Annotated in this window: 13 protein-coding genes; 5 read left to right on the top strand and 8 right to left on the bottom strand. The window is 48.8% G+C overall.

Annotated elements, in window-relative coordinates:
* From WCV72_05330 to WCV72_05305, 6 genes are all read right to left on the bottom strand, one after another.
* A partial coding sequence (locus WCV72_05330) for a hypothetical protein (protein MFA6458773.1) occupies positions 1-1725 on the bottom strand: 1725 nt, incomplete at its 3' end.
* Between the two features lie 3 nt (positions 1726-1728).
* Positions 1729-2964: a hypothetical protein gene (locus WCV72_05325; GenBank protein MFA6458772.1), complete on the bottom strand. Its 1236-nt coding sequence runs from the start codon at positions 2962-2964 to the stop codon at positions 1729-1731.
* Between the two features lie 38 nt (positions 2965-3002).
* On the bottom strand, positions 3003-3134 hold the full coding sequence (locus WCV72_05320; GenBank protein ID MFA6458771.1) for a hypothetical protein: 132 nt from the start codon (positions 3132-3134) through the stop codon (positions 3003-3005).
* A 144-nt stretch (positions 3135-3278) separates the two neighbouring features.
* The gene (locus tag WCV72_05315; protein ID MFA6458770.1) at positions 3279-4937 is read right to left on the bottom strand and encodes a pilin; all 1659 of its coding nucleotides are present in this window, start codon (positions 4935-4937) and stop codon (positions 3279-3281) included.
* Positions 4938-4939: 2 nt separating this feature from the next.
* The gene (locus tag WCV72_05310) at positions 4940-6310 is read right to left on the bottom strand and encodes a hypothetical protein (protein MFA6458769.1); all 1371 of its coding nucleotides are present in this window, start codon (positions 6308-6310) and stop codon (positions 4940-4942) included.
* Positions 6311-6391: 81 nt separating this feature from the next.
* Positions 6392-7495, bottom strand: coding sequence for a sigma factor-like helix-turn-helix DNA-binding protein (locus WCV72_05305; GenBank protein MFA6458768.1), 1104 nt, complete (start codon positions 7493-7495; stop codon positions 6392-6394).
* Between the two features lie 169 nt (positions 7496-7664).
* On the opposite strand from WCV72_05305, the gene WCV72_05300 reads away from it, so the two are divergent.
* Positions 7665-8492, top strand: a complete 828-nt coding sequence (locus tag WCV72_05300; protein MFA6458767.1) for a UTP--glucose-1-phosphate uridylyltransferase — start codon at positions 7665-7667, stop codon at positions 8490-8492.
* A 14-nt stretch (positions 8493-8506) separates the two neighbouring features.
* Positions 8507-9103, top strand: coding sequence for a tetratricopeptide repeat protein (locus tag WCV72_05295; protein ID MFA6458766.1), 597 nt, complete (start codon positions 8507-8509; stop codon positions 9101-9103).
* Between the two features lie 3 nt (positions 9104-9106).
* Here WCV72_05295 and WCV72_05290 read toward each other — a convergent pair whose 3' ends face one another.
* Complete coding sequence (locus WCV72_05290) at positions 9107-9508, bottom strand: hypothetical protein (protein MFA6458765.1); 402 nt, start codon at positions 9506-9508, stop codon at positions 9107-9109.
* 70 nt (positions 9509-9578) lie between these two features.
* On the opposite strand from WCV72_05290, the gene WCV72_05285 reads away from it, so the two are divergent.
* A complete protein-coding gene (locus WCV72_05285; protein ID MFA6458764.1) occupies positions 9579-10187 on the top strand; it encodes an L-threonylcarbamoyladenylate synthase in 609 nt (202 codons plus the stop codon).
* On the opposite strand, the gene WCV72_05280 is transcribed toward WCV72_05285, so the two are convergent.
* A complete protein-coding gene (locus WCV72_05280) occupies positions 10150-10620 on the bottom strand; it encodes a small multi-drug export protein (protein MFA6458763.1) in 471 nt (156 codons plus the stop codon). The two genes, WCV72_05285 and WCV72_05280, sit on opposite strands and share 38 nt — an antisense overlap.
* Positions 10621-10702: 82 nt before the next feature.
* On the opposite strand from WCV72_05280, the gene WCV72_05275 reads away from it, so the two are divergent.
* Positions 10703-11206 (top strand): hypothetical protein, encoded by a 504-nt coding sequence (locus WCV72_05275; GenBank protein MFA6458762.1) that lies wholly within the window; start codon positions 10703-10705, stop codon positions 11204-11206.
* Between the two features lie 21 nt (positions 11207-11227).
* Positions 11228-12076: a 16S rRNA (cytosine(1402)-N(4))-methyltransferase RsmH gene (gene rsmH, locus WCV72_05270; protein MFA6458761.1), complete on the top strand. Its 849-nt coding sequence runs from the start codon at positions 11228-11230 to the stop codon at positions 12074-12076.
* Positions 12077-12146: the final 70 nt, after the last annotated feature.

Raw genomic sequence — 12146 nt, 5'->3', positions numbered from 1 at the left:
TTGCTTGATGCTCGCCGCGACGAGGGTGCGTTCCGAATTCGTCAGTAAGCCGGTCAGTTGACCTTCCATCTTAGTCAGTTCAGCCAGGACTACGGTTGCGTTCGGATTACTGGATTTCAGATTGCTGCGAATCGCCGTGACGCTCGTGCGAATGCTCGCTGCCGCCGTCGTGTTGTCGTTCTTCACCGCAGCCTCAATTTTCTCCAGCTCTTTTTCGATCAAGCCGCCCTGAGTCGTGTCCGCTCCGGCAGAAGTACCCACGATGCTGCGAATTTGCTTGATGCTCGCCGCGACGAGGGTGCGTTCCGAATTCGTCAGTAAGCCGGTCAGTTGACCTTCCATCTTAGTCAGTTCAGCCAGGACCACGGTTGCATTCGGATTACTGGATTTCAGATTGCTGCGAATCGCCGTGACATTCGTGCGAATGCTCGCTGCCGCCGTCGTGTTGTCACCTTTTATTGCAGTCTCGATTTTATCCAGCTCAGTTTCGATCAAGCCGCCCTGAGTCGTGTCCGCTCCAGCAGAAGTACCCACGATATTGCGAATTTGCTTGATGCTTGCGGTGACGAGAGTGCGCTCCGAATTCGTCAACAAGCCGGGAACTTGACCATCCATTTTCGTTAGTTCAGCTAGGATCACAGCCGCACTCGGACTGCTGGATTTCAGATTGCTGCGAATCGCCGTGACATTCGTGCGAATGCTCGCTGCCGCCGTCGTGTTGTCACCTTTCACCGCAGCCTCGATTTTCTCCAGCTCAGTTTCAATCAAGCCTGATTGGGTGGCATTTATGATAGTCGTAGTGTTCGTCACTGCCGAAGTACCGACGATACTGCGAATTTGCTTGATGCTCGCCGCGACGAGCGTGCGTTCCGAATTCGTCAGTAGTCCGGTCAGCTGACCTTCCATCTTGGTCAGTTCAGCCAGGACCACGGTTGCATTCGGATTACTGGATTTCAGGTTGCTGCGAATCGCCGTGACATTCGTTCGAATACTCGCTGCCGCCGTCGTGTTGTCGTTCTTCACCGCAGCCTCGATTTTCTCCAGCTCAGTTTCGATCAAGCCTGATTGGGTGGCATTTATGATAGTCGTTCCTTCTGGGCTCAAATTCCACGGATTCCAGGGACTAGTCGTATCATCTGATTCAGAACTCCAAGGGTCCCAGGGCTCAGTCGTTGTTGAGATTACTTCTCCATTTTGATTCAAATGCCAAGGATCCCAAGGATTAGTCGTCTCATCCGAGTCCGAATTCCAAGGGTCCCAGGGCTCAATGGCTCCACCAGATTGGCTTGGGCTCACTAAGAGAAATGGCTCAATCGCATTTTTAATTGAGTCAACTACAACCGCAATCGAACCCTTCGGAAATAAAGACTGATTTTCTCGTTCGCGGAGCACGATCTCGCCGCTCAGGCGCTGTAAGTCATTCCTTAAATTTTTTAGACCGGTTAGTCGGAGATCGAGATTATCCTGACAATTTGCACTTTCAACATATTGATCATAGGCGCCACCATTTTCTTTACCGATTGCTGTGAAATAATTGTTGCGTGCAGTCCGGACATTTTCCGCTTCGACCTGAATTTGTCCAAGTGCGCTAATCGTCGGTGAAAAATCGTCCGCACGCACACGGTTTTTTGCTCCGCCGCTGATGAAAATTAATGCCGCCAGGATTGTAAATCCGAGAGCAGAGAGTAGTTTTTTATTAGTGCGAAATTTATTTTTAAATTGCATAATTTAAAAAGTGTTGCGGACTGATGTCCAAAATCCAAAAATTATTTCGGCTTGCACGCGTTTGATTGCTGAAGCCGCTGCAGCAGCAGCATCAGCGAGTGCTTGTTCCGCAGCAGATTTTTCTGCTGCAGCGTGCATCGCAGCGATTTCTAGCTCGGATTGCAGGCCTGCCTGCAATGTGACTTTGCGAGCGCTTAAATCTTTGAGTGCAAGTTCATAAAGTAATTTTTGGGTCGTGGAGCTGGTAATTTTTGTCAGCAAAACATTCTTTTTGTCGTATAGTTCTTGGGTGCACCAACCGAGGCCTTCGTTCGCCTGAAAATTTTCTGCGTCGGTATGACCGATTTCGAGCGCGATGATGTCTTTTTCGAGCACTTTCAGTGTGTCCTGAATGTCAATTTGCAATCTGCCGAGTTCGATGATTGCGGAGGTAATTTTTTCTTCCGAGTCATTCGAATTTTGTAAATATTTTTGGCAAACACTCGCATCTCTCGCTTGGACGCACTTAGCGTAATCAGTCTTATTTTTGGTTGCACGATCTTGGTTCTTGAAAATATCTTGCATTATTTTTTTGACATAAGTTATGGCTGAATCGCGCTTGCCTTTATCCGTCACGACAGAATATTCGTTTTCGACATTTGTGCGGGTGCCAAAAAGTAGCGTGCTGGTTTTAAATTCTTTTTCACATGCGCGTGCGGTACTCAGTGCGTCTTCTGCCGCTTGGCAGCTGGTTCCGCTGGCGCAAAAAAGCAGGTCATCCTCTTTTTGGGCGAGTTCAGTTGTGAATTCTTGCAGCGAGCGTTCATAGCTTGTTTTTAATATTGTGAAGTTTTTTTCAAGCTGCCAAATTTTATTTTCATTAGCATAGGCCTGGTCTTCGGCGGCACAGCTCCCCTCTCCGCAAAAATTGAGATTTTCAATTAGCTCAGGAAATTCGCGCGAGAGCTCAGCCATTTGTTTCGTCAATTTGTGAAAATTTGTGTTGAGTTCAATTGCAGCGCAAGTTGAGTTTATTTCGTTGTTGGCATCGAGGATGTCGCTGCTCAATTTTTTTCCGACCAAAAATACCCCGCTGACACATATTCCAAATACGATTAATCCCGCCGTGATGCGCGTGAGTTTGCGGCGAAACTGCCGCAGCGCGCGGGCGTTGTGCGGATTTTTGTTGGCAATCCGGCGGACGGTGAATCGTACCGCCGGACGCGAACGACGAAGTTTGTTGTTTGTTTTCGGGGGCATTTTGGCTAAAGAATTAACCCTGCACCTCCCGTTTTAAATTAAAACGAGAAGATGCGGGCGAGCACGCTGCCTGCGCGGTGTGCGCGGAACTGGCGCGGATTCGCATTGCGAATTGCGCGAACCGAGAAGTGAGCGCGTTTTGTGGTGCGAGTAGTTTTTGTTTTGAGCATTTTATGGGGGTTAATTTTTGATTTAAATTTTTTGTTCCCCACTCCCCCGATTTCTCGAGGACAAGTTTAGTAAGGACAAGTTTTAAATCTGGTAATTTTAGCACTTCTACTCTTTCTAATCAAACGAAGTTGCTTGACTGGACATCAGATTGATATTCCGATACTTGTTCCGGTTCCACCTTGTGAATCTGCGCCTGTGATTGTATGCACGATCGCGTAAGCCGAGACAGAGAGTATGACGCCGATGATTGCATTGAAAATAATTTTCTTAGCCTTACCGACGAGGTCGTCATTACCGAAATTCGCCACCCACATCGTTCCGGCGACGACGATGGAAATTACCGAGAAGATGCCGACGAAACTAGCGATGAAATTAGTCACACCTGAGAGCATATTCACGCCATTCAAAGCCGCGACACTACTTTGTCCGGTCTCTGGATCGACGATGAAGAAGAATTGCGTGACGACCAGATTCGAGAGCATGACGATGATGAGACCAGCGATGCTCCAGAGCAGAGTTGTCTTGTGCTTTTTAATAATCTCCTCATTGCCCATCGAGGCGATGATAGCCGTGCCCGAGTAGACCATGAAGAAGACTGCGATTGCGCCTACGAAGGTTTCGAAAAAGCGCACGATGCCGATAATCTGATTCGTCCCGACTAGTCCGAGTCGCGCTGCCGTTCGGCAGGCACTGATTCGCGCTGTCAGCTCCACCACCGTGATGCCGTAATTTCGGGCGAGTCCAGTCGAGCCGCCCATGGTGGAGACCGTCTCCGCCACATTCTCGATTTTTCTTAGGCCGTCCATTATGCCCCCAATCGAGCTGAAGCTGTTTTTCAGATCTCCGAGCGAAGCAATGTCATTGACCATGCCGCCGAGCGAGGAGTTGTTATTGAGCGTGTCGTTTTGCACATAATTCATGAATTCTACGCAAATCGGATCTGCGGCACCGGAGGTGCTATCAGGGTAAATAAAAGTAAAGATCATCGTATCGAGCAACAAAACCGTGACGAAGGCTGTCAGGATGTGCATCAGATATTTTTTCTCCTTCTCGATTTTTTCTTCGCTGCCGCCAGCCGTCACCATCTGCACGCCGGCAAAAACAATAAACAAAATTGCGGCCGAGCCGATGAGTGTTTTGAGGTAGCTGAAAATGATGCGCGCGTTAGCTTTGAAATAGAGCGAGATATTGCTGAACAGACTTGCCGTCGCGGTGGCATTGCCGGCTTCGTCCACCGTGACCAAGCTTTGCTGAGGACCATAACCGCCGCCTTCGAAAAAAGTGACGATGACTGAATCGACTGCAAAAATTAAAACAAGTGCGACGATGCTCCAGATTAAATTTTGCTTGCCTTTTTTGATGCTTTCCTCGCTTTGTGCCAGGACGATTTGAGTTGCGGCAATGATCATGAAGAGCACGGCTCCGCTGCCTGCGATGTATTTGAAATAATCTTTGACATTATAAAGAACAGCATTAATTGTTCCGCCAGTTCCGGCATCTGCAAATTCACCACCTTGATTCGTCAGGCTTGGGTTAGTCGCTTCACCGCTAAATCCAGTGATATTCTCGAACCCGGAACCCAGTACTGAGGCATCGGCCGCGAGGAGCTGTGAATTGAAATTCGCGCTCGTGAAATTGCTTTCGAAAAAAAATAAACTCGCCACACCGGCGACAGCTAGGAAAACCACGACCGCCAAGCGCCAAATTTTTTGGCGCGCAGCGCGGTAGAGGCGCGGCAAACGCGGATTGCGATTCGCGATGCGGCGAATCGTAAAAAGCGACGACTTTTTTTTAGTGGTCATTCTTAGATTGAAACTGAGATGCTAGTTGATTTTTCGCCACTCGTGAGAACAGTATTGACGAGCGCGTAGGCTGAGATGGTGACGACGAGTCCGAGACAAGCAGCGAGCAAAATCTTTTTGCCTTTTTCGACTTGCTCGGGATTCGCAAAAGCTGTCGAGATGTAGAGCGCGCCGACAATGAGCGCGAGCACAGCGAGCGCCGAGCTGAAAGTCAAAATGAAATTGGTGAACCCGCCGAGTTGCTTCGAAAAGCTGCCGATGGCAGTCATAGAATTAAAAATAATTTTGCCGCCACGATCCGGCATGAAGATATTCACGAAAGTCTCGGAGATCAAAACCGTCGAGAGACCCATGAAAATCCAAGTAATCATTTTGCGCTGTCGCGTGATGATTTCTTCATTGCCGCCAGCGGCGACCATTTTGAATCCGGCAAGGAAAAGCATGAGCACGGCAGTCGCTCCGATGAAGGTTTGGAAATATTTCACATAATTCAAAGCCACGATGCGCGCCTGCGATTGTCCGGATTCCAAAATCGCCTGCAATTGATTGACTGCTAGTGCCCCGCTGCCGATCTGCGCCTCGACGGTATCAGTGGGCGCAAAAACTTTGTCGACCAAAACCGCGCTGGCACCGACGATGAACAGCGCGATGGCTCCCCACGCGATTGTCTTGCGTGCATTTTTGACAGTCTCTTCGCTGTCGACACCACCCACCATTTTGAAAACAGCTACGCCCATCGTGACGAGTGCGACTCCGCCGAGAATATATTCGATGAGGTGTGCTGCGGAGCGCAGAGTGAAGCCGACGATTTTGGCTGACAAAAATATCGTGTCGGGATTGGTGAGCAGGTCGATTTTGTCACCGCGCAAAAGCATAAACGCGTCCGAGAGCGGTTTGGCGATTGCCAAAATCATAAAGCCGACAAAAGCCCACAGCATGCGCTCGCTGAATTTTTTCGAGGCATCCTGTTTGTCGCCGGCAGTCAAAAAATTGATAACATACAGGCTGAGAAAAATTCCGAAGACACCAGCCATGATGTAGCTCATAATGCTTAAAATCTTTTTAATTAAGCTGTCTTTGAAAAGGTTGTTGATTAGTGCTTGGTTGTTTGTCCACGCATTAGTATCCAAAGTAAGTATGCTATTCGGCGCGTCCGTGGGATCGAGTGTGAGCGAGGAGTTAGCCGTGAGTAGTTCTGCGCTGATTGTTTTGTCATTCAACAAAAAGGCTTTCAGTTGCGCGCTGCCTTCACCGAGATTCGCGAAGACAAAACCGCCAATGACGAAGACCAGCGTGAGCGCGAAAAGTGTTTCCTGAAAATGGTGCAGATTTCGCGAGAAAAATCGGTGAATTTTGCTTTTTATTTTGCCCAATTTTTAGTTTTTAAATCTTTTAATTTTAGCAAAAAAAGACTCAAAAAGCAATTAGTTTAGGTATTTCGTGCTACCGCGAAACTAAATTTTGCGTCCACCGCGGCGTTTGCGGTTCGCCTCGACGCCTTTCTTTTTCGCGGGATTCAATTTGTAAAGCGCCCGACCGACTCGTTCGAACCATGGTGTTTTCTGTAGATTCAGCGAAATCGTGCCTTTCTTGACTTGGCGCTGTTTCAAAACTCCACGGATGATTTCTTCTTTTGAGAGCGGCGATTTCTTCGCGAGGATGTCTTCGATGATGTCGGCGACAGTCCCCTCGGAATAACCCCACTCACGGAGCGCGTAGAGTCCGCGACCGATCAAGACGAAATTGTCATCGCGAATGAGTTCATTGTGAACGGCTTGGACAGTCACGACTTTTTTGTCGAAACCGTGCTCAGCGATTTTGTTCGCGATTTCCACGAAGTGAATCGGCTTTTCCAGCTCGCGCATCACGATGAGCGCTTTGTCTCGGAGGCTACGCGGATTGATGTGACGCCAGCTCATGAGTCCCCAACCTTCTGCTGTTTTCTTCAGGCGTGGTTCGAGTGCGAGTGTCGCGGCGATGGCTTCAGCTTTGAAATTTTTACCGGAATTGGCGAGTGCCGCGCGCACCATATTCACGAGGCGTTCTTCATCGACGAGATCTTTTTGTTTGCCGAGGACATTCACAGCTTTGTCTGCGATGGCAGTGATATCGTTGATGGCGATTCTTTTGGCGCGCCAAAATGGCTTGAGACTGCTCGTGCGCTCTTGCGCGACTTCTTCGTCGACCGCGAGCGAGAGGCGGATGATATTGCCGTCGATTTGATTGACGGAATGAATCGTATTCAGCACTTCTGAAACCAATTTTTCTTCGAGGCAGATGCCACCATTTTTTTCGAGAATTTGTTTGGCGATCTCATTGATCTGTTGGAACTTCGTGTTCGTAATCGTCCGGCGCAATTTCTGCAGCGCGATGGATTCGATCTGGCGGATGCGCTCGCGCGTGACATCGAAGTGCTGACCGATTTTTTCGAGCGTCTGGCGCTCGCTGCCGATCAAGGCAAAACGCCGCTTCACGACCTCTTGTTCTTTCTTGGAGAGCACCATGAAAAATTCGTCGAGAACTTCTGTGAGATCGAGTGAAGGGCTGGCGGCGTTCATTTTTGAGAAAGTTAAATTTTTAACGGGGAAGATATTAAGTCGAGTTGCACTAATCGTCAAACCACTTCCCGAAGCTAAATCCTGATTATTTTCACAAAAGAATTATATTTTGTCAAATACCCTCTGAGACATTTTTTTGCTCGTCTCAGGGTTTGTTAAAATTCCTGCGATGACCAAAATTCGCACCGCCGTCCTGCCTGTCGCCGGCTTCGGCACGCGCTTCCTCCCCGCGTCTAAAGCTGTCCCGAAAGAGCTTTTGCCGATCGTCGATCGTCCACTGCTCCAGATCATCGTCGAGGAAATCGTCGCCGCCGGTATTGAAAAAATCGTCTTCGTCGTGAGTGAAGGTAAAGAAGCCATCAAAAATCATTTCTCGTCCTCGCCTGCGCTCGAAGAAAAATTAGCGCAAAAAGGCGATGTCAAATTACTGGCGGAAATTCAAAAAATTTCGCAGCTCGCAGAATTCTCGTTTGTCACGCAGCACGAGATGCTCGGCGACGGACACGCGATTTTGCAGGCGCGTGAGCAAATTTCCGACGAAAATTTTCTCGTGATTTTCGGCGACGATCTCATTTTCGGCGAGCCGACGCTGCAGCTCCTCGCCGCCTTCGAGTCGAAAAATTCTGCGATTGTCGGACTCCAAAAAGTGCCGCTCAGCGATGTCCACAAATTCGGCATCGTCGCGCTCGACCAGCATTCTGCGATTCAAAAATTCGTCGAAAAACCCGCGCCGCTTGATGCGCCGAGTGAGCTGGCAATCGTCGGGAAATATGTCGTGCCGCACAAAATTTTCGACATCCTCGCGCAAAATCCGGGTGCGAGTGGCGAGATTCGGCTGATCGACGCGCTCACAATTTTGCAAAAAACCGAGCCAATTTTCGGCGAGATTTTGGCGGGGCAGCGTTTCGACTGCGGGCAAAAGGAAGGCTGGTTGGCAGCGAATATTTTCGCGCTGCGTCAGGATGCCGAAATTGCGAAAATCCTGGAGGAGAACTAAAATCCCGCGAGTTTATGGATGACGACAAAATTGACGAACTTCTCGACCAAGCCGACGAGCTCAAATTCAACGAGCAGTACGAGGACGCGATCAAAATTTGCGAAGAGATTCTCGCCGACGCGCCGGACTGCGTCGAGGCTTACGAGGAAATCGGCGACAATTTCATTTCGCTGAATCGACTCGACAAAGCTGAGAAGGCTTTGCGCAAGGCGATTGAGCTCGATCCGAAATCCGCGAATGCGTCCTACTTGCTCGGCTTTCTTTTTTCTTGCCGGCGTGACTGGGAGGAGTCGCTGCGTTTTCTCGAGCGGGCGGACGAATTCAAACCTAATCATCCTGAGATTCTCCGCTGCCTCGGCTGGGGGCTCGCGATGGCAGGCAGTCCTGACAAGGGCATCATTTTGCTTGAACGCGCGCGAGCGCTCTCGCCCGACGACACTTACATTTTGACTGACCTCGGGGTCTGCTATTTGAATGCCAAAAATATCGACAAAGCCCTGCCGATTTTTCGCCGCGTTTTGGAAATTGATCCGGACAATGTGAAGGCCCGCGACTGTCTCGTCATCGTCGAAGAGTACGCCGCCGGTGCGAAGAAGCTAAAGAGAAAATAGTTTTCACTCTTCTAAGTCATCCCAACAACAACGACAAGTGTTTTTGATTAAGCGTGCTGCTTCTTCATTAAAACCAAATTCCTGAATTGCAAATCTGGTTGTCATTGCAATTCCTTTTTCAGTTAAAAGCCTAATTTGGTTTAGTCTATCGAATAGATGAATAAAAATTGCTGCGCCCTGGACTGCTTCTAGGTTTCGTAATGCCGCCTTTTCGAGGTCAGCATCGTATTTGCGAAAACCCTGTTCTGTCTCTGAGTTTGCATCTTCATCTTCTAGCTCAGTCTCTTTTGCGGAGCGATAAAAAATATCTTCGCCGTTTTCCACTCTTGCAAGTAAAACACCTGCGATTCTAGTACGAATTACAGTTATGTCATTCGGAGGTATTACTTCTTTTATCAGTTCCATTTTCAAATTTAAGGTTGGCAATTGTCGCAAACAAAAAATCAGATTGCAAGTAAAATAGCCCAAAGCAAGTATGAAAATTCTTAAAATCGATTCGACTAATTTTAAAGCTGCGATTGCCGAGGCGGTCGTGATTTTGCGCGCGGGTGGAATCGTCGCGCATCCGACGGACACGGTCTGGGGCTTGGCGGCTGATTCCGAAAATCCCAAAGCTATTGCCAAAATTCACGCACTCAAAAAATCCAATCCGGCGAAGCCGCTGCTCCTGAATTTGCCGTCGAAAAGTTATTTGAATCGTCTCGGCGCGAAGCTGTGCCAGGCGCACTTGCTGACGAAAAAATTCTGGCCGGGTAATCTAAGTCTGCTCGTGCGTTCCAAAAAAAATCCAGCCGAGAAGATCGGCGTGCGACTCCCCGACCACGCGATTTCGCGTGCACTCGCACGCAAATTCGGTGCGCCACTCGTCACGACTTCGGCGAATTTGACCGGCAAAAAAGTCGCGAGTGATGCGGCGGCAGTGGCGCGAATTTTTCCTACGCTTGATCTGATTCTCGACGACGGTTCGCTTTCTAGAAATCTCGCCTCGACACTGGTCGATGTTTCAGCGGGAGAAATTCAGCTCGTGCGCGCGGGTGCGCTCGACTTCAAAAAAATTTTACAAACGCAATCGCGCCAGTCGTAAGTCCCGCCACCAAAATTCCCGAAATCAAGACTCCGAGCGAAATCAGGAAAATCGCCCATTTTTTCTCAACGCCGAAAAGCCACGCGAGCAGTACTCCTGTCCACGCGCCCGAGCCGGGCAGTGGGATGGCGACGAAGGTGGCGAGAAAAACCTTCTCGAAGCGGACGAAATTTTTGGAATGTTTCGCGCGCGTTTTGGCGAAGATTTTTTGCAAAATGCGATCCGCCCACGGCCAGTATTTTTTGGCGAACCAATTGACGAGCGGGAGTAAATAAATCAGCAAGACTGAGACGAAGATATTGCCCGCGACCGAGAAGAAAAGCGCTTCGGCAAGTGAAAGCTGTCCAATCGTCAGCGCCCACGGCAGCGCGCCGCGCAGCTCGAAAATCGGCGTCATGGCGAAGAGAAAAGTCGTGATTTGGGGCGGCAGCATTGTCGAATTTTAGCAGAGAAAATTAAGGCAAATTCGCGAACCGCGACTTGACAAAAGAGTTTTTAAAAGTAAAATCCGCGACATGAATTTTATGCCACCATTGTCGTCGGACAGAGAGGATGATTTGTTGGCTATGGCTACTTTAGAAGATGCTGGGTTGTTTGAGGACAGGCAGACAGGAACAACGAATCCATTGTATTTGCCAGTCAAATTAACTGACTCACCATTATCGTTATCGCCGGAGGATTTTTATGCTGCAACCAAAAAATCTGTTGCGAAATTGTTTCGAACAAAAGTTAAAGAGCTGATTGGAGATATGGCAGCCTATCCTGAGTTGCGCGGAGTTTTTGCTGCTTTGATTGCAAAATCTCTCGGGGCTAGTGTTGCAGGTGAGAGTCTCAGGGTTTGTTCTGGTTGTAAAAATATTGTCGTAGTAGAAGAAGATGGTTCGGAAAAACACTTAAGTTTAGATACAATACTTGATAAATTTGGAGTTAAGAGTTCGCATGGAATTTGCACTGACTGTTTTTCTAAGCTTTATCCAGACCTGGATTTACCTCAAATTTCCAGTGAAAAGAAGGACTAATTTGAGTGCTAAAATTTCGGCGTGAATTTTCACGCGCCTGTTCTCCCTGCCGAAACGCTTGAATTACTCGCTCCGCACGGTGGCGAGCTTTTTGTCGATGGTACGCTCGGGCTTGGCGGTCACGCGAAATTAATTCTCCAAAAAATTTCACCCAAAGGAAAGCTGATTGGGCTGGATGCGGACGAGCGCAATCTGCAGCTGGCGCGGGAGAATCTGGCGGATTTTCCGAATGCGGAGCTGCTGCACACCAATTTCCGCGAGCTGGACAAAATCGTCGCGCTGAATTCGCTCGATGGAATTTTGCTCGATCTCGGCGTTTCGTCGCCGCATTTCGACGATCCCGAGCGTGGTTTTTCTTTCAAAAAAAATGGACCACTCGATTTACGCTTCGACCAAAGCCAGTCGCTCACAGCGGCGGTTATTCTGAATAGCTTTCTGGAAGCTCAGATTGCTGACATTCTCCGCAATTTCGGCGAGATTGGGATTTCCCGGAAAATCGCGCACCAGATTTGCGTGGCGCGGCGACGGCAAAAATTTCAAACGACTGCCGACTTGGTCGCGCTGGTCGAAGTGAAAAGCTTGTTACCGCAAATTTTTCAGGCTTTGCGCATCGCGGTCAATGACGAATTGGGTGCGCTCGAAAACACTTTAAATTCTGCGCCAAAACTTCTAAAATCAGGCGGGCGAATTGCGGTGATTGCATTTCATTCGCTCGAAGATCGCCTCGTCAAAAATTTCTTCCGGGAACAAAAAAAGGCTGGCATACTCGAAATTCTGACGAAAAAGCCAATCGTGCCCTCGCCTGCTGAAGTTCAGGAAAATCCGCGTTCGCGTTCCGCCAAGCTACGCGCCGCGGAAAAAAGATCATAAGGATTATAAAGAGCTTTAAAGAGCAGTAAAGATAAAGAATCACAAATCCTTATAATCCCTAAAGCTCCTT

This window comes from Patescibacteria group bacterium, assembly GCA_041665585.1.
GTDB lineage: Bacteria > Patescibacteriota > Gracilibacteria > JAHISY01 > JAHISY01 > JAHISY01.
Note: the sequence above shows the minus strand (reverse complement) of the source record. Positions and strands in the feature narration are given on the sequence as shown.